The organism is Nocardiopsis dassonvillei subsp. dassonvillei DSM 43111 (genome assembly GCF_000092985.1).
GTDB lineage: Bacteria > Actinomycetota > Actinomycetes > Streptosporangiales > Streptosporangiaceae > Nocardiopsis > Nocardiopsis dassonvillei.
This window is the reverse complement of record NC_014210.1, coordinates 1,423,327-1,443,532: the sequence shown is the minus strand read 5'-3', so window position 1 is coordinate 1,443,532 and position 20,206 is coordinate 1,423,327. Positions and strand designations below refer to the sequence as shown.

Annotated in this window: 21 protein-coding genes; 15 read left to right on the top strand and 6 right to left on the bottom strand. The window is 73.8% G+C overall.

All coding sequences use genetic code 11. The features are described from left to right. Positions 1-55 precede the first annotated feature (55 nt). Positions 56-1,057, bottom strand: coding sequence for an aldo/keto reductase (locus tag NDAS_RS05930; RefSeq protein ID WP_013152235.1), 1,002 nt, complete (start codon positions 1,055-1,057; stop codon positions 56-58). Positions 1,058-1,495: 438 nt separating this feature from the next. Between NDAS_RS05930 and NDAS_RS05925 the strand changes: the two genes are divergently transcribed. From NDAS_RS05925 to NDAS_RS05860, 14 genes are all read left to right on the top strand, one after another. After that, on the top strand, positions 1,496-1,990 hold the full coding sequence (locus NDAS_RS05925; RefSeq protein ID WP_013152234.1) for a flavin reductase family protein: 495 nt from the start codon (positions 1,496-1,498) through the stop codon (positions 1,988-1,990). Then, positions 1,987-2,343 (top strand): chorismate mutase, encoded by a 357-nt coding sequence (aroH, locus tag NDAS_RS05920; RefSeq protein ID WP_013152233.1) that lies wholly within the window; start codon positions 1,987-1,989, stop codon positions 2,341-2,343. The genes NDAS_RS05925 and aroH (NDAS_RS05920) overlap by 4 nt, the downstream gene beginning before the upstream one ends. 49 nt (positions 2,344-2,392) lie before the next feature. Beyond that, on the top strand, positions 2,393-3,841 hold the full coding sequence (locus NDAS_RS05915) for an FAD-binding oxidoreductase (RefSeq protein ID WP_013152232.1): 1,449 nt from the start codon (positions 2,393-2,395) through the stop codon (positions 3,839-3,841). Between the two features lie 32 nt (positions 3,842-3,873). Beyond that, entirely contained in the window at positions 3,874-5,088 is a 1,215-nt protein-coding gene (locus NDAS_RS05910; protein ID WP_013152231.1) for an acyl-CoA dehydrogenase family protein, read from the top strand. 47 nt (positions 5,089-5,135) lie between these two features. Next, on the top strand, positions 5,136-6,122 hold the full coding sequence (locus tag NDAS_RS05905) for a methionyl-tRNA formyltransferase (RefSeq protein WP_013152230.1): 987 nt from the start codon (positions 5,136-5,138) through the stop codon (positions 6,120-6,122). Then, complete coding sequence (locus NDAS_RS05900) at positions 6,119-6,697, top strand: quercetin 2,3-dioxygenase (protein ID WP_013152229.1); 579 nt, start codon at positions 6,119-6,121, stop codon at positions 6,695-6,697. Before NDAS_RS05905 ends, NDAS_RS05900 begins: the two co-directional genes overlap by 4 nt. Next, complete coding sequence (locus NDAS_RS05895; RefSeq protein WP_013152228.1) at positions 6,694-7,446, top strand: SDR family oxidoreductase; 753 nt, start codon at positions 6,694-6,696, stop codon at positions 7,444-7,446. Before NDAS_RS05900 ends, NDAS_RS05895 begins: the two co-directional genes overlap by 4 nt. A 98-nt stretch (positions 7,447-7,544) precedes the next feature. Then, the gene (locus tag NDAS_RS05890; RefSeq protein WP_013152227.1) at positions 7,545-8,141 is read left to right on the top strand and encodes a TetR/AcrR family transcriptional regulator; all 597 of its coding nucleotides are present in this window, start codon (positions 7,545-7,547) and stop codon (positions 8,139-8,141) included. 143 nt (positions 8,142-8,284) lie between these two features. Continuing rightward, positions 8,285-9,514, top strand: coding sequence for an MFS transporter (locus NDAS_RS05885; protein ID WP_013152226.1), 1,230 nt, complete (start codon positions 8,285-8,287; stop codon positions 9,512-9,514). Positions 9,515-9,673: 159 nt separating this feature from the next. Then, positions 9,674-11,056, top strand: a complete 1,383-nt coding sequence (locus NDAS_RS05880; RefSeq protein ID WP_197724874.1) for a class II 3-deoxy-7-phosphoheptulonate synthase — start codon at positions 9,674-9,676, stop codon at positions 11,054-11,056. After that, the gene (gene aroH, locus NDAS_RS05875) at positions 11,053-11,424 is read left to right on the top strand and encodes a chorismate mutase (RefSeq protein ID WP_013152224.1); all 372 of its coding nucleotides are present in this window, start codon (positions 11,053-11,055) and stop codon (positions 11,422-11,424) included. The genes NDAS_RS05880 and aroH (NDAS_RS05875) overlap by 4 nt, the downstream gene beginning before the upstream one ends. Continuing rightward, positions 11,421-12,530, top strand: coding sequence for a prephenate dehydrogenase (locus tag NDAS_RS05870; protein ID WP_013152223.1), 1,110 nt, complete (start codon positions 11,421-11,423; stop codon positions 12,528-12,530). Before aroH (NDAS_RS05875) ends, NDAS_RS05870 begins: the two co-directional genes overlap by 4 nt. 147 nt (positions 12,531-12,677) lie before the next feature. Next, positions 12,678-13,007, top strand: coding sequence for an ArsR/SmtB family transcription factor (locus tag NDAS_RS05865; protein WP_013152222.1), 330 nt, complete (start codon positions 12,678-12,680; stop codon positions 13,005-13,007). After that, positions 13,004-13,483, top strand: coding sequence for an SRPBCC family protein (locus NDAS_RS05860; RefSeq protein WP_013152221.1), 480 nt, complete (start codon positions 13,004-13,006; stop codon positions 13,481-13,483). The genes NDAS_RS05865 and NDAS_RS05860 overlap by 4 nt, the downstream gene beginning before the upstream one ends. A gap of 128 nt (positions 13,484-13,611) precedes the next feature. On the opposite strand, the gene NDAS_RS05855 is transcribed toward NDAS_RS05860, so the two are convergent. Continuing rightward, positions 13,612-14,436 carry a universal stress protein gene (locus NDAS_RS05855; protein WP_013152220.1) on the bottom strand — a complete coding sequence of 275 codons (825 nt, stop codon included), beginning with the start codon at positions 14,434-14,436 and terminating at the stop codon, positions 13,612-13,614. Between the two features lie 47 nt (positions 14,437-14,483). Between NDAS_RS05855 and NDAS_RS05850 the strand changes: the two genes are divergently transcribed. Further along, the gene (locus NDAS_RS05850; protein ID WP_013152219.1) at positions 14,484-15,956 is read left to right on the top strand and encodes a potassium/proton antiporter; all 1,473 of its coding nucleotides are present in this window, start codon (positions 14,484-14,486) and stop codon (positions 15,954-15,956) included. Positions 15,957-16,183: 227 nt separating this feature from the next. Here NDAS_RS05850 and NDAS_RS29525 read toward each other — a convergent pair whose 3' ends face one another. From NDAS_RS29525 to aztA, 4 genes are all read right to left on the bottom strand, one after another. Next, positions 16,184-16,312, bottom strand: coding sequence for an MFS transporter small subunit (locus NDAS_RS29525; RefSeq protein WP_013152218.1), 129 nt, complete (start codon positions 16,310-16,312; stop codon positions 16,184-16,186). A gap of 85 nt (positions 16,313-16,397) precedes the next feature. Beyond that, positions 16,398-17,765, bottom strand: coding sequence for an L-lactate MFS transporter (locus NDAS_RS05845; RefSeq protein WP_013152217.1), 1,368 nt, complete (start codon positions 17,763-17,765; stop codon positions 16,398-16,400). A gap of 232 nt (positions 17,766-17,997) precedes the next feature. Then, positions 17,998-19,290, bottom strand: coding sequence for an MFS transporter (locus tag NDAS_RS05840; RefSeq protein WP_041552435.1), 1,293 nt, complete (start codon positions 19,288-19,290; stop codon positions 17,998-18,000). A gap of 167 nt (positions 19,291-19,457) precedes the next feature. After that, positions 19,458-20,147, bottom strand: coding sequence for a zinc ABC transporter ATP-binding protein AztA (gene aztA / locus NDAS_RS05835; protein WP_013152215.1), 690 nt, complete (start codon positions 20,145-20,147; stop codon positions 19,458-19,460). Between the last annotated feature and the right edge of the window lie 59 nt (positions 20,148-20,206).

The window sequence follows — 20,206 nt, the reverse complement described above, 5'->3', positions numbered from 1 at the left end:
TCCGCGCGGAAGGTGGTCTCGCGTCCGTCCGCGCGGCGGCCTCGGGCCGCGGGGGTCAGTGCGCGGTTCCGGGGACGAGCAGGCCCTCGGCCTCCAGGTCCGCCCACAGGTCCTCGGGGACAGGGGCGGACAGGAGGCGGGCGTCGTGCGTGATCTCCCCGGCCGAGCGGGCCCCCACCAGGACCCCGGCCACCGCCGGGTGGCGCGCGCAGAAGGCCATCGCCGCCTGGGGCAGACCGACCCCGTGGCGGCGGGCCACCGCGGCGATCCGCAGCGCCCGGTCGCGCAGCGGCCCGGGGGCGGCCGCGTAGTCGTAGGTGGCGTCGGCGGAGGGCTCGTCCACGGCCAGGATCCCGCTGTTGAACACTCCGGCCGCGATCACCGACACCCCCGCGCGCAGGCAGGCCGGGAGCATCGTGGCCGCCGCCCCCTGGTCCAGCAGCGTGTACCTGCCCGCGAGCAGCACGGCGTCCACGTCGGTCTCCACGGCGAAGCGCTCCAGCATGCGCGCCTGGTTCATGCCCGCGCCGATCGCGCCGACCACGCCCTGGTCGCGCAGCTCGTGCAGGGCCGGGTAGGCCTCACCGACCGCCTGCTCCCAGTGGTGGTCGGGGTCGTGCAGGAGCACCACGTCCACCCGGTCCAGGCCCAGCCGCTCCAGGCTCTGTTCCAGGGAGCGGCGCACCCCGTCGGCGCTGAAGTCCCACCGCCGCCCGTACGCGGCGGGAACGGCGAAGCCCTGGTCGTCCCACCGCCCGGCGCGGTGCGGGGTGGGCTCCAGCAGGCGGCCGACCTTGGTCGAGACCGCGTACTGCTCGCGGGGCAGACCGGCCAGGGCGCGGCCCAGGCGGCGCTCGGCCAGGCCCAGGCCGTAGTGGGGAGCGGTGTCGAAGTAGCGCACGCCCGCCTCCCACGCCGCCAGGACCGTCGCGGCCGCGGCCTCCTCGTCCACCTCCCGGTAGCCGCCGTTGCCGAGCGGGGCGGTGCCCAGCCCGAGGGGACTGAGCTCCACCGAGGACCCGCCCAGCCGGACCCGCGTACCGGGACTGCGTTCCATTCCCTGACTCCCCCTCCGCATGGGCCGATGACGGCGAATGGTCGACCCACCGTCACCGGGAAAAGGTTTTACCCGGCTTCCACAACGATTACCGAATACGGTGAGCCACTGCCGCCACCCCTCTCATTACCACCGGAGAACCGCGACAGGGAAGGCCCTCTTTCTGGCCGAAAAAGGCACGGAGCGCACACTAGAGCAGCCATGAAGCGGCAAGTCAACCCGTTTTCCACCTGCACATTCACCTAAACCAAAGGGAAAACGGGGGAACCGTTCCCGCACATTCTCATGTGATGCACACCACCTAAAACAAAAGAGCGGGACGTGGTAAATTCTCCGTATTGGAACGAGGTGTTTAAAACCAGAGCCCCTCCCTCACGCGCCTTCTCCGCCCCCGGAGGCGTCCGTCAAGCACCACCCAGCTGACGAAGGGCACCACGGATGAACACGCAGACCCCCCATGCGCACCCGCCCGACCTCCGCTCGGTCATGCGCCTGTTCCCCACCGGCGTGGCGGTCCTGACCTCGGGCAGCGGAGCCGAGGCCGTGGCCACCACGGTGAACTCGCTGATCTCCGTCACCCTGGACCCTCCCACGGTCCTGGTCTCCCTTCACGAGACCTCCCGCGCCGGCAGGGTCGTGGACGCCACCGGAGGCTTCTGCCTGAGCCTGCTCTCCGGCGGCCAGGAGACGCACGCACGGCTGTTCGCCGCCTCCGACAAACCCCGCGGCGAGGCCCTGGGCCCCTACTTCACCACCACCCCCTCGGGCTGCCTCGTCCTGCGGGGCGCCCTGGGCGGGCTCACGTGCGAGACCACCTCCGTCCGCCAGGAGGGCGACCACCGCATGTACACCGGGCGGGTCAGCGCCACCCACCTGGGCGACCCCGCGGACGGCGCGCTCCTGTTCCACCAGGGGCGGATGGTAACGGCGTGAACCCCGTGCTGCGCGCGGTGCGCGGCGGCACCGGTGTCGCCGGTGACACCCGCGAGGCGATCGCCGCGGCGACCCTGGCCATGGTCCGCGGGGTCCTCGACCGCAACGGGCTCTCCCCCGCCGACGTGGCGTGCCTGTGGTTCACCGTGACCCCCGACCTGACGGCGGACGTCCCGCCGCTGGTCCTGCGCGAGCACCGCCTGCTCGACGACGTCCCGGCGCTGTGCGCCGCCGAGCCCGTCTGGGACGGCGCACCACGCCGCACCGTCCGCGTGATGGCGCTGGCGCGCGTGGAGCCCGGACACGAGGTCCGCCACGTCTACCTCGACGGCGCCACACGCGACCGCCCCTGAGACGCCACCGCCCCCACCCCCACCGACGACCGCAGCCGGGGAGACCGCTGTGACCGACCACGCCCTGTCCGACCTCCGCAGACGGGTCAGCTCCGTGCTGGGACCCGACACCGACCACGTCCTGGGCCCCGCGCCCGGGCACGCCAACGTCTCCGGCTTCGCCACACGCGACACACTGGCCGTGCTGCGCCCCACCCGCGCCGAGCAGGTCCCCGCACTCCTGCGGGCCCTGGACGACGCCGACGCCCCCTCCCTGTACGCGGTCTCCACCGGCCGCAACTGGGGCCTGGGCTCGCGCGAGCCGGTCGGGGACGGCGCCGTACGCCTCGAACTGCACGGACTGGACCGCGTCCGCCGCGTCGACACCGACGCGGGCTGGGCGGTGATCGAGGCCGGAGTGACCCAGCGCCAGTTGTCGGAGCAGCTGGCCGGTACCGGCCGCATGCTCAACGTCACCGCCTCCTCCGCGCACACCAGCGTCCTGGGCAACGCCCTGGACCGGGGCGTGGGGCTGCGCCGCCAGCGCGTCCACGACCTCGTCGGCCTGGAGGTGGTCCTGCCCGGGGGCGAGGTGGCGCGCGTGGGCTGGTGGCCCGGCGAGGGGGGCGGCGCGCCCAACCCCCACGGGCTCGGACCCTCCCCGCTGCACCTGTTCACCCAGTCCGACCTCGGCGTCGCCGTCGCGGGGGTGGTGCGCCTCCCCGTGCGCCCCGAGGTCCAGCGGGTACTGCGCCTGACCTTCGGGCCCGCCGACCTCGGCGCGGCGGTGGACGTCTTCCGCCGCTGGCAGGGCCAGGGCCTCTTCCAGGGGGTCCTCAAGGTCTACGACACCACCTCCGCCTCCTCCTACGGCACCGCCGCCTCCCCCGGATACCTGGCGCACCTGAGCGTCGGAGGCACCGCCGAGTCCGTGGAGGCCCTGCTCGCGGTCCTGGCCGCCGAGGCCGGGGCCGCCAAGCTGTTCACCTCCGTGCTGCGCTCCGACCAGGACCCGCCCGAGCCCTCCGACGTGGTCTCGCGCGTGGTCGAGGCCGGGTACGCGGGCGACGTCTCCCACCACGAGGAGATGCTGCGCTCGGCCGTGGGCCGGAGCGCGGCGGACGTGGACACCCGGGGCGGCGGCTGGATCTTCTTCCTGCCGCTGGTCCCCTACACCGGCCGGGACGTGACCGCCGCGCTCGCGCTGCTCGACTGGGTGCACACGCGCACCGGGCTGCGCCCGGGAGCCACCGTCAACGCCCTGGACCCCGACGTGGTGGACCTGGTGGTCTCGCTGCGCTTCGACCGGTCCGACCCGGACGAGACCGAGCGCGCCCACCTCGGGCTGGACCTGCTCCACGAGTCCTTCGCGTCCGCGGGATACCTGCCCTACCGGCTCGACGTGGACCACGCGTCCCGGACCGACTTCCTCGGCGACCCCGCCTCCCGTGCCCTGATCCGCACGATCCGCACCGTCCTGGACCCGCGCGACGTGATCGCGCGCGGCCGCTACTCCTGACCGACGATGACCACGGAGAGGAACACCCCCTGATGAGCACGTCCCTGGCCACGGGCACGGCCCCCACCGCCACCGCCGACACAACCGTTCCCAACAGCTTCGAGGAGATCCACGCCGCGGTCGTGGCCCTCCAGCCCCTGTTCAGGGAGCACTCCGCCCGCATCGAGGAGCACCGCAGGCTTCCCGCCGACGTCGTGGAGCTGCTGCGCGGCGCCGGCGTCTTCCGCGCCGCGGCGCCCGCCTCCTGGGGCGGCCCCGGCCTGACCTCGGTCGAGCAGGCCCGCGTGGTCGAGGCCGCGGCCTACGGGGACGTCTCCGTGGGCTGGTGCGCCATGATCGGCATGGACTCGGGCATCTACTCGGGCTTCATCGACCAGGACACGGCCCGGCGGGTCTACCCGTCCCTGGACCTGGCCCAGTCCGGCTGGATCTTCCCGCAGGGCAACGCGCGCCGGGTCGAGGGCGGCTACCTCGTCTCGGGCCGGTGGCGGTTCGGCTCGGGGATCACCCACTGCGACGTGCTCGCCGCCGGGTGCACCGTGCGCGACGACGAGGGCGAGCCCGTCATCGACCCCCGCACCGGCAAGCCCGAGTGGCGGATCGCGCTGGCCTCGCCCGACGAGTACGAGATCGTCGACACCTGGCACACCACGGGCCTGGCCGGCTCGGGGTCGCTGGACTACACGGTCGAGGAGCTGTTCGTGCCCGAGGAACGCACCTTCGCCTTCAACCGTCCGGTGCGCACCGGACCGCTGCACGACGCCCCCGACGCGATCCTGCGCAAGATGTCCGGCGTACCACTGGGCCTGGCCCGTGCCGCCCTGGACCACGTGCGCGGCCTGGCGCCGGGCCGCGTCGACCGCGAGACCGGCCTCCCCTGGCCCGCGGACCACCGCGTGCAGCAGGCCGTGGCCCAGATGGAGATGGAGCTGACCGCCGCCCGCGCGTCCGTGTACTCCACCCTGGAACGCCAGTGGGAGGCCCTGGAGCTGGGAAGCGAGCGCGACGTCGACGCCCGCGCGGAGACCGCGCTGGCCCGATACCACGCCTTCCGCACGGCGCGCTCGATCGTGCACCGGCTGTTCGACCTGGTGGGCGGCGCGTCGGTCTACCGCGACCGGTCCCCGATGGACCGCTGGCTGCGCGACGCCAACACCATGTGCCAGCACGCCGTGGCCCAGGACTCCATCCTCCAGCTCACCGGGAACATCCTGCTGGGCGGCGAGTCGACCTCGCCCTTCCTGTGAGACCCCGCCCCGCGCCACGGACCATCCCCCACGCACAAGGAGCAGTGATGCCCGAGACCGCACGCGTCGTCCTCTTATCCGAGGTCAACTCCAAACTCGGTTCCCCCTTCCTCGACATGCTCCACCACCACCCCCTGATCGACCTCGCCGCCGTCGTGACCAGTCCCCCGGGCAAGGTGTGCGACTACTTCGTCAGCGACGACCAGCAGGTGGACCTGGAGGGCCGGGCCGAGCGCCTCGGCGTCCCGGTCCTGCGCCCCAGGAGCGTGAACTCCCCCGACACGGTGGAGGCGCTGCGGGCGATGGCCCCCGACTACCTGATCGTGGGCAACTTCCAGCAGGTGCTCAAGGCCGACCTGCTGTCGGTCCCCCGCGTCACCTCGGTCAACTTCCACCCCAGCCCGCTGCCCCGCTACGCCGGTCTGGCGCCCTTCTACTGGATGGTGCGCAACGGCGAGACCGAGGGCGCGGTGACCGCGATCGAGATGGCCGAGGGACTGGACACCGGGGCCATCCTCGCCCAGCACGCCACCCCGCTGACCGGCCGGGAGACCGCCCTGGAGCTGCGCACCATCCAGGAGCGGGCCAACGTCCTGATGCTGCTCGACCTGATCCCGAGCCTGGCCCGGCGGACGCTGACCCGCGTACCGCAGGACCCCTCGGAGCGGACCTACTTCACCCGGCCGGGCGCCGACCAGTACCGGCTGGACTTCACCTACACCGCGCACAAGGTCTCCTGCCACGTACGCGCCGGCTACCGGCACCCGGGCGCGTTCGCCCAGACCCCCGAGGGCGAGACGGTCACCATCCTCTCCGTCACCGGCGGCGGCCCCGTCCCGGACGGGCCTCCGGTGCCCGGCCTGGTGCGCACCTCCCCCGAGGGGGTGTTCGTGGGCTGCCGGGACGCCTGGCTGCGCGTGCTCACCATCGACCAGGACGGGCAGGAGACGCCCGCCCAGGCCGGAAGGGTGCTCAGCGACGGGCGGGTGCTGTCCGCCTCCGCAGCCCCGGAGCGCAAGGGGGCCCCGGTATGAGCGTGCCCGAGGAACTGCTCACCACGCCCGCGCCCGAGCCGGGGGTCGTGTTCCGCGCCCGCGGCGAGGGCACGACCGTGTGGCTCAACGGCGACGTGTACACGGTCAAGGCCTCGGGGGACGAGTCGCGGGGCGCGATGACGCTCATCGAGGCGTCCGTCCCGCCGGGGGGCGGGCCGCCGCTGCACACGCACGACGTCGAGGACGAGGCGTTCTACGTCCTGGACGGGGAGCTGGAGATCTACGCCGGTGAGCGCACCTTCCGTGCCCGGGCCGGGGACTACGTGTTCATCCCGCACGGGACCGTCCACGGGTTCCGCAACACCGGCACGCACCCGGCTCGCCAGCTACTGATCTTCACCCCCGGGGGCTACGAGCGCTTCTTCCTGGAGGCGGGCTCCCCGGTCGTGGCCGCGCGCCCGGCGCCGCCCCGCGACCCGGCCGACGACGGCAGGATCAACGACGTCGGCGAGAAGTACGGGTCCATCCAGATCCAGTTCACACGGGGGGAGGCCGCCGACACGCGCGCCGACCTCACCCACCACACCGGCACGGAGCGGGAGAGCAGGGTATGAGCGGCGTCCTCGATGGCAGGCGGGCACTGGTGACCGGCGGAGGCCGCGGGATCGGGGCGGCCATCGCCCTGCGTCTGGCCCGCGACGGGGCGGCGGTGGCGATCAGCTACCACTCCGACGCCGAGTCGGCCGCGGCCACCGCCGCGGCCATCGCCGAGCGGACCGGCGGCAAGGCGGTGATCGTGCAGGCCGACACGGGCGACGCCCGGGACGCGGAGCGGGTCGTGGACGAGGCCGCCGAACTGCTGGGCGGCCTGGACATCCTGGTCAACAACGCGGGGATACTGGACCCCTCCTCCGCCGTGATCGACGACCTGGACCCGGCGGTCGCCGGTCGCGTGCTCGACGTCAACGTGCGCGGCCCCCTGCTGGCCTCCCGCGCGGCGGCGCGCCACCTGGGCGAGGGCGGCCGGATCGTCAACCTCGGCTCCTGTGTGGGCGAGCGCGTCCCGGGCGCCGGATACACGGTCTACGCCACCTCCAAGGCCGCGATCACCGGTATGACCAAGGCGCTGGCCCGTGACCTCGGGCCGCGCGGGATCACGGTGAACGAGGTGGCCCCGGGCGCCACCGACACCGACATGAACCCGCAGGACGGACCCAACTCCGCGCCCCAGAAGGAGGCGTCGCCGCTGGGCAGGTTCGCGACGCCGGAGGAGGTCGCCGATGCGGTCGCCTACCTGGTCTCCCCGTCTGCGGGGTTCACCACGGGCGCCCGGCTGGGTGTGGACGGTGGTCGCAACGCCTGACCGGGCGCGGGCCGCCGGGACCGCCGGCGGCCCGCACGCCTCTCACGGATCCCCGATTTTTTGTGACGTTCCATCCATAAAGTGGTACCGTCTGGATCATGGGGAGACCACGCCAGTTCGACGAGGAGCAGGTGGTCCGGGCGGCCTGTCGCGAGTTCTGGGCCAAGGGGTTCGACGGGACCTCCACGGCCGACCTGTGCCAGGCGACCGGACTGACCCGCAGCAGCCTCTACAACACCTTCCACTCCAAGGAGCACCTGTTCCGACGGGCGCTCTCCTACTACGTCACCACCATGACCGCGCGTCAGGGGTCCGTGCTGGACTCCACCAAGGGCAGCGGGCTGGACCGGATCGGTTCGCTGCTGACCGTGATCGTGGAGGACGAGACCGACAACCGGGAGAACGGCCGCGGGTCGGGATGCTTCACCGTCAACACCATCACCGCGGTGGCCTCGCGCAACCCGGGTATCGCCCAGGTGGTGGAGGCGGACCTGCACAAGCGCCTGTCCTCACTGCGCCTGACCGTCATGGACGGCCAGCTCGACGGTTCGATCGCCGCCGACCGGGACCCCGGCGACCTGGCCTGGTACGTGACCTCCCTCATCTCAGGGATGAGGGTCGCGGCCCAGTCGGGCGCCGGGAGAACGGCGCTGGAGGGCATCGCCTCCACCGGGATCGAGGCACTCAGGCCCTGATCCCGGGACCGACCGACCAACGCCCCCGACCAGCACGACCGCGCTGACTCCCTGACCCGCGTCGGCGCGGCCGCGTGCCCGCGTGCGTCTCCCCGTGCGCCCTAGTTTTGGTCTGATCAATTCAAAACTCAAAGGAAGCTCCGATGCCCAAGTCCGTCTACCTCATGGCGCTCGGCATCTTCGCCATGGTCACCAGCGAGCTGCTCGTCGGTGGACTCATGCCGCAGATGTCCGAGGACCTGGGGGCCACCATCCCGCAGATCGGCTACCTCATCACCGCGTTCGCACTGGCGATGGCGCTCGGCGGGCCGCTGGCGACCCTGTCGGTGCTCCGGCTGCGCACGAACCACGCCCTGATGGTGCTCTTCGCCATCTTCTTCGTCGGCAACGCGCTGGCCGCCCTCTCCACCTCCTACTGGCCCATGCTCGTGGCCCGCGTGATCACCGGAGCGGCAGCCGGAGCCTTCTTCGGCGTCGCCCTGTCGGCGGTCGCGCAGGTCACCGCGCCGCACCTGCGCGGGCGCGCCACCGGTGTGGCCCTCCAGGGCCTCATGGTGGGCACCCTGCTCGGCCTGCCGCTGTCCACGCTCATCGGCGGCCAGTTCGGCTGGCGCGCCGCCTTCGCCGCCGTCGGCGTGCTGACCGTGGTCGTGGCCGTGGCCACCATGCTCGCGCTGCCGCGCCTGGAGAAGGCCGAGGAGGCCGGGGCCCTGCGCTCCGAGCTGGAGGTGTTCCGCCGCCCGCGCCTGTGGACGATCATGGCCACCTCCACGCTCATCATCGGCGCCACCTTCGCGGCGTTCTCCTACTTCACGCCGATCCTCACCGAGGTCACCGGGTTCTCCCGCGACATCGTGCCGCTGCTGCTCCTGGGCTACGGCGGGGCGACGGTCATCGGCAACATCGTGGTCGGCCGCCTGGCCATGTCCCACACCGTGACCGTCATCGTGGCCGGTCTGGCGCTCAACACGGTCTTCCTGGGCGTCTTCGCCCTCTTCGCGGACCTGCCGGTCCCCGCCCTGCTGGCGATGGCGGGCATCGGCCTGGTGGGCATCACGCTGAACCCCGCGATGATCACCCGCGTCCAGCGCGCCGGGAACCCGCGCGCCCTGGTCAACACCGTGCACTCCTCGTTCATCACCATGGGCGTGGTCGTCGGCTCCTGGGTCGGCGGCATGGGCATCGACGCCTTCGGCCTGCGCGCACCGCTGTGGGTCGGCGTCGGCCTGGCCCTGCTCGCGCTGCTGGCCATGGTGCCCGCGGCCCTGACCGCGCGCAGGGTGGGCCACGAGGCCACCGACCTGTACGTGCCGCCCCCGGCCGCGCCGCGGCCGGTCGAGGAGGACCGGGCCGCCCACCCCACGGGAGCCTGACACGGACCGGGTGCCGCCTCCCGGACCCGGGGCGGCACCCCCTTCTTTCCTCCCCCCGCCCCACCACCGCCACCGGACCGCCCGCGCCTCCTCGGCCCCGTCCCCGCCGAGCCCCGCCACCGCCCCGTGCCGCCCCTCTCCACCACCCCCTTGTGAGGCATGGCCACCATGAACCCCGAGCAGAGCACGACCACCGTGGACGACTGGCGTTCCCTACCCGCCGAACAGCAGCCCGACTGGCCCGACCCCGAAGCCCTCTCCGACGCGCTCACCGACCTGGCCTCCTACCCGCCGCTGGTCTTCGCGGGCGAGTGCGACCAGCTCAGGGCCCGCCTGGGCGCCGTGGCGCGCGGAGAGGAGTTCCTCCTCCAGGGGGGCGACTGCGCCGAGGCCCTCGACGGCGTCTCCGCCGACCAGATCAGGAACAAGCTCAAGACGCTCTTCCAGATGGGCGCCGTGCTCACCTACGCGGGCTCCGTCCCCGTGGTGAAGGTGGGCCGCATCGCCGGGCAGTACGGCAAGCCGCGTTCCAGCCCCACCGAGACCCGTGACGGGGTGAGCCTGCCCTCCTACCGCGGCGACGCCGTCAACGGACGCGCGTTCACCGCCCGCGACCGGCGCCCCGACCCCGAGCGGCTCAAGCGCGCCTACCACGCCTCCGCGGCGACCCTGAACCTGGTGCGCGCCTTCACCACCGGCGGCTACGCCGACCTGTCCCAGGTGCACGCCTGGAACCGCGACTTCGTCCGCGACTCCCCCGCCGGTCGGCGCTACGAGCGCCTGGCCCGCGAGATCGACAACGCGCTGGCGTTCATGCGGGCGTGCGGGGTCACCGACGCCGAGGCGGTGCGCACCACCGAGTTCTACTCCTCCCACGAGGCCCTGCTGCTGGACTACGAGACGGCGCTGACCCGCGTGGACTCGCGTACCGGCGGACTCTACGCCGTGTCCGGGCACATGGTCTGGATCGGCGAGCGCACGCGGCGGTTGGACGGGGCGCACGTGGAGTTCGCCTCGCGCATACGCAACCCGGTCGGGGTCAAGCTCGGCCCGGGCGCCGAACCCGACGATGTGCTGGCGCTGGTGGACAAGCTCGACCCCGACCGCGAGCCCGGACGGCTGACCCTCATCACGAGGATGGGCGCCGGGCGCGTCCGCGACCGGCTTCCCGCGCTGGTGGAGAAGGTCACGGCGTCCGGTGCGCGGGTCGCGTGGGTGTGCGACCCCATGCACGGCAACACCTTCACCGCCGGCAGCGGGCACAAGACCCGGCGCTTCGACGACGTCCTGGACGAGGTGCGGGGCTTCTTCGAGGTCCACCACGCCCTGGGCACCCACCCCGGCGGCATCCACGTGGAGCTGACCGGCGACGACGTGACCGAGTGCGTGGGCGGCGGGAGCCGCATCGGCGTGGACGACCTGCGGCGCCGGTACGAGACCGCCTGCGACCCGCGCCTGAACCGCAGCCAGTCCCTGGACCTGGCCTTCCTGGTCGCCGAAGTGCTGGGAGAGGCCCGCCGGGCGAAGGAGGCGCGCCGATGAACGTGTGCGCGGTACGCGGAGCGGTGCAGCTGGACCGCGACGAGAGGGAGCACCTGCTCGCGGGGGTCCGCGAGCTGCTCACCAAGGTCCTGGACGCCAACGGCATCGGCAGCGAGGACCTGGTGAGCATCCTGTTCACCTCCACCTCGGACCTGGTGAGCGCCTTCCCGGCGGAGGCGGCGCGCGAGCTGGGGCTGCTGGACGTGCCCCTGATGTGCGCGCGGGAGCTGGACGTGTCCGGGGCGCTGCCCCGGACGGTGCGCCTGATGGTGCACGCGCGCAGCGGCCTGGCCCGCGCGGACGTCCAGCACGTCTACCTGGGCGGAGCCGCGTGCCTGCGCGAGGACCTGGAGGGCGGTGCGCAGTGATCCGCACCATGGCGGTGGTCGGCACGGGACTCATCGGAACGTCCGTGGCGCTGGCCGCGGGACGGCACGGGGTCGCCGTCCACCTGATGGACCGGGACCCCGCCGCGGCCCGCACCGCCGCCGCGCTGGGCGCCGGAACGGTCGGCGCCCCGGCCGAGGCGGTGGACCTGGCCGTGATCGCGGTGCCGCCCAGCATGGTCGGCGCCGTCCTGGCCGAGCAGCAGCTGCGCGGCCTGGCCCGGGCCTACACGGACGTGGCCAGCGTGAAGTCCGCGCCCGGCCGGGACGTGCTGAGCGCCATCGCGGACCCGGCGACGTTCATCGGCGGCCACCCCCTGGCCGGCCGGGAGCGGGCGGGTCCCCTCGCGGCCCGCGCGGACCTGTTCGAGGGCCGCACCTGGGTTCTCACACCGACGGCGGCCACCGCGCGACCAGTGCTCAACCGGGCGCTGGAGATGATCTGCCTGTGCGGCGCGGTCCCGGTGATGATGGACAGCCAGGCCCACGACGACGCGGTGGCGCTGACCTCGCACGCACCGCACGTGGTGGCGAGCCTCATGGCGGCGCGGTTGCGCGGCGGGGCCGAGGAGGCCTTCCGCCTGGCCGGGCAGGGGTTGCGCGACACCACCCGCGTCGCGGGCGGCGACCCCCGGCTGTGGACCGACATCCTGCGCGCCAACTCCGGGCCGCTGGTCGGGGTGCTGCGCGACCTGCACGAGGACCTGTCACTGGTGCTGGCCTCCCTGGACGTGCTCTCCCGCTCCGGTCCGGGGCAGGGCGCGCGCGAGACGGGCCGGGTGCGCGACCTGCTGGACCGGGGTTCCCAGGGCCTGGGACTGCTCCGCGAGCAGCCGCCGGGCGGGGCGCGTCTGCGGGTGGCGGTGGAGGAGGCCCCCGGAGAGCTGGCACGGCTGCTGGCGGTGCTGGACGAGTCCGGCGTCACCGCCGACGACGTGTCCGCCTCCTGGGACCAGGACACCCTGACGGCGGAGTTCGCGGCACCGGCCACCGCCGCCGGGCCGCTGCTGAGGCGGCTGGGGGCGGAGGGCTGGACGGCCGGGTACGCGGACCTGGCGACGGACTCCGAGGTCGGCGCCCTGCGCTGAGGGCTCCCCCGGGCCGCCCCCGCCCGCTCCCCGGAGACCGCCCCGCCGGGGAGCGGGCGGGGGACCTGGACATCCGCCACCACCTGGAGCACGCACCCCGCCCTTTATGTCTTGACAGTTATATAACCGTATAGGCATACTCGGTGTATGCCCGATCTGTTCGCCGTCCTGGCCGAGCCCAGCAGGCGCCGCATCCTGGACGCGCTGCGCCGCGGCGAGGGCCTGCTCGTCAAGGAGCTGGTCGCCGGACTGGGCATGAGCCAGCCCAACGTCTCCAAGCACCTGCGCGTGCTGCGCACCGCCGGACTGGTCTCCGAGACCGCCGAGCGGCAGGGGCGGCGCTACCGCCTGCGGGCCGAGGCGCTGCGCGACCTGGACGACTGGCTGCGCCCCTACCGGGCGTTCTGGACGGACCGGCTGGACGAACTGGGCGACTACCTGGACTCCACGCATCCACAGGAGGGGCGGCAGCCATGAGCACCGAGGTCCGCGTCGACACGAGCACGCCGGGCGCACCCGTACTGCGCTTCACCCGCCGCTACCCGCACCCGCTGCCGACCGTCTGGGCCGCGCTGACCACCGACGAGGCGCTCAGCCGGTGGTTCCCCTGCCGGGTGGCGATCGACGCGCGCGAGGGCGGCGCGCTCACGTTCACCTTCCCCGGAGAGGAACCGGAGACCGCGCCGATCACCGAGTTCGCGCCGCCGCACGTCCTGGCCTTCCACTGGGACGGCGAGGACCTGCGCTGGACCCTGGAGGAGGACGGCGACGGGTGCGTGCTGCGCCTGTCCAACACCGTCGCCGACCCGGCCTGGACGGCCAACACCGCGGCCGGGTGGGACCTGTGCCTGCGCGCGCTCGCCGCCGTGCTGGACGGACGCGCGGAGCGGACGCAGGCCGGTCCCGACGAGGCGCTCATCGCGCACTACCGCCAGACTCTGGCCGCGGACTGACACACCGCGACCTCGCACCTCGCGGCGGGGTCGGGCGGCCGGGACCAGCCACGGGTACGAGACCACCGGGGCCAGGACCCCTCGGGGAACACCGGTAACGCTTCCGGCCAGCCCGCCGGGTGCCCGTCTCAGGAGGAGCGCGTGAGGAGGACGGGGCGGGGGCTGACCGCGAGGATCCGCGAGCTGACGCTGCCCAGGACGAGTTTGGGAATCCCCGCCCGGGCGCGGCTGGCGAGCACCGCCAGGGCGCCGGGGCGGCGGTGGAGCAGCCCGGTGATGTCGCCCGCCGGGTCGGCGCCGGTCAGCACGGTCGTCCGCACCGCCAGGCCGTCCGCCTCCAGCCTCCGCGCGGCCCCCGACAGCCGCGCCTCGGCCACGGCCGCCCCGCCGGGCGAGGCCACGTGCACCAGCTCCACCTCCAGTCCGAGCTGGCGGGCCCACCCCTGTCCCAGGGCGAGGGTGTCGGCGTCGCGGGAACCGCCGTCCAGGCACACGAGGGCGCGGCCACCGGCCCCGCCTCCCTCGTCACACAGGTATCCGGGACCTATCATGAGCACCGGGGCTGCGGCCTGGCGCAACACGTGTCCGGTGACGCTGCCCGCCACCAGGCGTGAGAACCGGTCCCGGTCGTGGGTGGCCATGCACACGACCGTTCCGGGCTGCTCGGCGACCGCGTCGACGATCACGTCCCCCGGCCAGCCGGAGCCGACCATGGACACCTCGACGCGGTCGTAGTCCAGGCCCGCGGCGACCGCGTCGACGTCCTCGGCCCACGCGCGGTTCACGCGGTCGCGCACGGTCAGCAGTTCCAGGGGGACCCGCAGGACGCGGGCGGCGCGCAGCGCGGGGCCCAGGGCGGCCGCCGCACCGGCGGTGCCGTCCAGGGGCACCAGGAACCGGGTGATGGAGCGGGCGGGGGCCCGTGCGGTGCCGTCCTCACCACCGGCGGCCATCGGCACTCCCCCCTCCACCGCGTCCCGGAGCCGACGACGGGGGGACCATGACAGTGCACCTGCCCGCCGACGGGTGGATCCTGGCGGCCGGGCTCCTGCTGGTGGCGGCGATCCTGGCCTCGGGCTTCGCCAACCGCATCCGGCTGCCCGGCCTGCTGCTGTTCCTGGCGCTGGGCATGTTCATCGCCGACGACGGGCTCGGGCTGATCCGCCTGGACAACCCCGAGATCGCCCAGATCGGCGGGACCGTCGGACTGATCCTCATCCTCTTCGAGGGCGGCCTGACGACCAAGCCCGGGGACCTGCGGCGCGCCGCCGCGCCCGGGTTCGCGCTGGCCACGGTGGCGGTGGCGGGCACGGCGCTGATCCTGGCGGCGGGCACGTACCTGCTGCTGGACGTGCGCCCCCTGACCGCCCTGCTCATCGGCGCGGTCGTGGCCCCCACCGACGCCGCGGCGGTGTTCGCCATGCTACGGAGGGCCCCGCTGCCCCGCAAGGTCGCCTCCCTGCTGGAGGTGGAGTCCGGCGCCAACGACCCGATCGCCATCCTGCTCACCATCGGACTCATCGCCACCTGGCGGGACACGCCGTCGTCGGCCGAGTGGGCGCTGTTCGCCCTCATGCAGCTGGTCGGGGGCCTGGCCGTGGGCGCCGTGGCGGGGCTGGCCGGAAGCTGGCTGCTGACCCGGATCAACCTGGGACCGGCGGGGGTCTACCCGGTGCTGGCGCTGGGCGTGGCCGGGGTCTCCTACGGCGCCGCGGCGCTGGCGGGCGCCTCGGGCTTCCTGGCGGTCTACGTCACCGGGCTGGTCGTGGGCGCCCGCGCTCCCCTGCGCCGGCGGGGCATCCGGACCTTCCACGAGGGGCTTTCCAGCACCGCCGAGGTGGGGCTGTTCCTGCTGCTGGGGATGCTGGTCTTCCCCTCCGACCTGCCGGGGGTGGCGCTCTCGGGGCTGGCCGTCAGCGCCGTCCTGGTGCTGGTGGCCCGACCGGTGACGGTGGCTCTGTGCCTGGTGTGGTTCGACTACACGTGGCGGGAGATCGCCTTCGTCAGCTGGGTGGGGCTGCGCGGGGCCGTGCCGATCGTGCTGGCCACGTTCCCCTTCGTGGCCGGGTACCCCGACGGCGCCCTGGTCTTCGACATCGTCTTCTTCGTCGTGCTGGTCTCCGCGGCGGTGCAGGGCACCAGCATCCGCACCGCCGCGGGCCTGCTGGGGCTGACCCGGGGCGGGCACTCGCTCGAACCCGTGGTGGCGGACGTGCCCATCAGCGACCTGGGCACCGAGCTGATCGAGGTGCGCGCGGCGCCGGGGCTCCACATCGTGGGCAGGCGGCTCGGGGAACTGGAACCGCCGCACGGCCTGGTCACCACGATCCTGCGGGGCAAGCGGGTGCTGGTGCCCTCGGCGCACACCCGGATCCGCGAGAACGACCTGCTCATCGTGGCCATGCCGCGCCGACCCGACGCCCAGAGGCTGGTCACCGCTTGGGCCAAGGGCGAGAGCGCGGGCGGGGCCTGAGGCGGGTCGCCCGTTCGGGGCCTCTCCGGAAGGCCCTTCCGGGGCCGTCGAGGTAACGGCGCAGGCCGCCGAGGACCGGCGGATCCCCCGAGCCCCGGCGGCGGGGGATGGCCCGTGGTCGAGCGGGTTGTCCTCGGCGCGCCCAGCGCTTCCCCCTGGGGCGGGGCGGCGGGCGCGCCGATGCGGCGGTGTACCGCCTGGTGGGAACGGGCGGGCGGCGTCGGCCCTCAGGAGGCGAAGAGCGCCGCGGCGTCCACCGCGGTCTGCGCCACCCCGTAGGCCAGGGCGGCGAGCACGATCACCCACAGCAGGATCGCGGTGACGGCGGAGGCGTTGGTGGTCCGGTTGCCTGACATGTGTGGCCCTTCATCGGTGACCGGTGAGGCGTGTGTGGGGTTTCGGGGGGCGGGGCCCGTCGCGGCCCCGCCCCCGGATCCGGGCTCAGCTCCGCCCGGCGACGCGTTCGCGGTCGCGCTGGTGGACCCGCTCGGGCAGGGGCCGGACCAGCATGTTCGCGAGGAAGCCCACGGCCATGACGCCGACCATGACGTAGAGGGAGAGCCCGTAGAGCTCGGCCCCGTCGCGTCCGGCGGCCAGCTGGGCGTCGGCGATGACGTTGACGATCATCGGCCCGGCGACCCCGGCCAGCGACCAGGCGGTGAGGAGCCTGCCGTGGACGGCGCCCACGTTGAAGGTGCCGAACAGGTCCTTCAGGTAGGCGGGCACCGTGGAGAAGCCGCCGCCGTAGAAGGACAGGATGATGCCGGTCAGCGCCACGAACAGCACGATCGAACTGGTTCCGGCGACGGCGATCAGCAGGTAGAGGAGCCCGCCCAGGCCGAGGTAGCCGATGTAGACGCGCTTGCGGCCGATCGCGTCGGAGGCCGAGGACCACACGAGCCGCCCGAGCATGTTGCACAGGGAGAGGAAGCCGACGTAACCCGCCGCCTCGGCCGGGCCGACCCCGGTGAAGAACTCCTGCACCATGGGCGAGGCCTGCTCAAGGATCCCGATCCCCGCCGTGACGTTGCAGAAGAGCACGGTCCACAGGAGCCAGAACTGCGGGGTGCGCACGGCGGTCTCCACCGACACCCCCTCCAGCGCCGGGGACACGCCGGCGGAGGCGCCCTTCGGCTCCTCGGCGGCGGCCCCCGGGGGCCGCCAGCCGGCCGGGGGGACGCGCACGGTGAAGGCGCCCAGCATCATGACCACGAAGTAGACCGCGCCCAGGGTGAGGAACGCGGGCGCGATGGCGTCCGCGGGGGTGTCGGCGTAGCGGTTGAGGAGTTCGGAGGACAGCGGCGAGGCGATGAGCGCGCCGCCGCCGAAGCCCATGATCGCGATGCCCGTGGCCAGGCCGGGCCGGTCGGGGAACCACTTGATGAGGGTGGAGACCGGCGAGATGTAGCCGATGCCCAGACCGAGCCCGCCGAGGAAGCCGTAGCCGAGGTAGACCAGCCAGAGCTGGCCGATCGCCACGCCGAGCGCGGCGACCGCGAACCCGCCGGACCAGAACAGGCCGGAGACGAACATCGCCTTGCGCGGGCCGTTGCGCTCCACCCACTTGCCGCCGAACGCGGCCGACAGGCCGAGCATGACGATGGCGATGCTGAAGATGACACCGATCGCGGTCAGCGAGGTGTCGAACCGCTCGACCAGCGGGTTGCGGAAGACGCTGAACGCGTACACCTGGCCGATGGACAGGTGTACCGCCAGGGCCGCGGGCGGGATGAGCCACCGGCTGTGGCCGGGTGGCGCGATGCTCCTCTCGTAGTCGAGGAACGAGGTCAGGGGACTGGTGCGCGTCATGGATCCCGCTTCGTGTTCTGCCTTGTCGCGGTGGGGGCGCCGACGCCGGGGCCGCTCCTGCCGGTCCGGGATCCTCCCGGGGTTGCCGGGAACCGGGCTGGGCGGGGTGTTCCACCCTGTCGAGAGCAGCCCCCATCACGGAGAGTGATCGTACGAATGTCGAACGTCTGTGCCGGAAGCGAACTTATGTGATGAACGCGTCATGATCAAGCCCTCAGTGGCCACAAACCGGTCAAACACCCCATTTCTCTTGACGCCCCCGCGCCACCGGGACCACGGCGACGGCCGCGGCGGAGAAGAGCGCGCTCACCGCGAAGACGGAGGGCAGGCCCGCGAGGGTGATCACCGCCGCCATGAGCACCGGCGTCAGGGTCGTGCTGACCGCCTGGAGCCAGTTCTGCGCGGCCAGGGCCCGCCCCGCCCATGGGGTTCCCGCCGTCTCGGCGACGGCGGTGAAGGTCAGGCCGTTGTGCCACATCGTCAGGACCAGGCAGGCCAGGAGCAGCGGTACGGCCGTCCACGCCCAGGCCCCCGGCAGCGCCGCGAGCAGCACCAGGCAGACCCCCGAGACCACCGCCAGCCACCGCACCGGGCGCATCCGGTCCCCGGTCCGGTCGGACCAGACGCCCAGCAGCAGCCGCCCGGCCGCCCCGGGCACCTGCGCCACCGCGACGACCGCGCCCGCGGCGGGCGGGCTCCACCCCTGTTCCTGCACCAGGTAGATGACGGCGTAAGTCATCAGCGCGATCTGCGGGACGCCGAGCAGCATGCTCACCCCGTGCACCCGCCAGATGTGCCCGTGCCGGTAGGGCGACCCGGCCGCGGGGCGCGCGGCGCCGCCGCTGGTGTCAGCGGCGTCCTCGCCCGCGGGGGCCTCGGTGCGCGCGGCGTCGTCAGCGGCATCCGCGCTCGCGGTGTCCCCGGCCGCGGTGTCCCCGGCGGCCCCCGGTGCCGGGGGCCGCCCGGGAGCGGAGGCGGGCATCGCCAGCACGAACGGGACCGCCAGGAGCGCGAGCACCGCCGGGAGGGTCATCGCGCCGACGAACCCCCAGGCACCGGCGGCCCAGGGCAGCGCCAGGGCGGAGAGGCCAACGCCCAGGGGCAGCGCCGACTGGCGGACGCCCATGGCCAGTCCGCGTTCGCGCTCGGAGAACCACGACAGCACCAGCCGTCCGCTCGCCGCGTTGACCGGGCCGCCGACCGCGCCCACCAGCAGCAGGACCGCGACGGCCCCCCACAGCCCCGAGACCGCCCAGAGCAGGCCGAGCGCGCACGCCGTGAGCACCAGGCTCAGCGCCATCGTCGGCCGCTCCCCGAACCGGTCGATCACCAGGCCCCACACCAGGAGCGTGAGCAGCAGGCCGAGCGAGGGCAGACCGGCCAGCATCCCGGCCTGCGCGGTGGTGACGCCGAAGGCCTCCCTCAGCTGCGGCAGCACGACGGGCACGCCGAACATCGCCGACACACTGGCCACCTGCGCCACCATGCTGACCGAGAGGACGGCCCAACGGTTCCGTACGAGCACCCGGCCAGCCTAGGGAAGGCGCCGCCTGCGCGATCCACCGCCCCGGACCGCGACCGCCCGTTCCCGGGCGGTGTCCTCACCCGCCCCCGGCCGCGTCCCGGAGCCCCTGCCCCCATGGCCCGGGGTGACGCCTTCCCGCTGCCACCCGGCCGCGTCCGCCCGGTCCCCTAACGGAACCCGGCTCCCCGCGCGCCCTCCCAGGCCCGAGCGGCCTCCTCCGGCGGTCCCGAGGCCGCGATCCGCCCGCCCGCGAGCACCAGGCAGTGGTCGGCGTCGAAGGCCTCGTCGGGGGCGTGGGTGGCGTGCACGACGGTGACCCCGTCGGCGCGGGCCCGCTCCAGGACGCGGCGCACGTACTCGCGCGCACGGTGGTCCAGCCCGGCCGAGGGCTCGTCCAGCAGGAGCAGGTCCGCCTCCTGCGCCAGGCCCTGGGCGATGAGCACCCGCTGGCGCTGACCGCCCGACAGCTCCCCGAGGCGGCGTTCGGCCAGGTCGGCGACGTCCAGTCGGTCCAGGCACTCCGCGACCACGGCGCGGTCGCGCCGGGTCAGCGGCCGCCAGAACCCCCGGTGGGCCCACCTCCCCATCGCGACGGCCTCGCGCACGGTGACCGGCAGGGCGTCGGGGACCGCGCTGCGCTGGACCACGAAGGCGGGGCGGGCCGGACGCGAGGCCCGGACCCCGCCCCGGCGGACCCTGACCGTGCCCGCCATGAGGCCGAGCAGCGTGGACTTGCCCGACCCGTTGGGCCCCACGAGCGCCGTGACCGCGCCCTCCGGGACCGCCGCGTCGACGCCCCGCAGGACGTCCTCGCGCCCGTATCCGGCGTACACACCGTCCAGTTCCAGACGGTTCATCCCGTTCCTCACGCTCACCCCGATGTGCAAATGACAATGGTTATCGTTATACAGTGTCC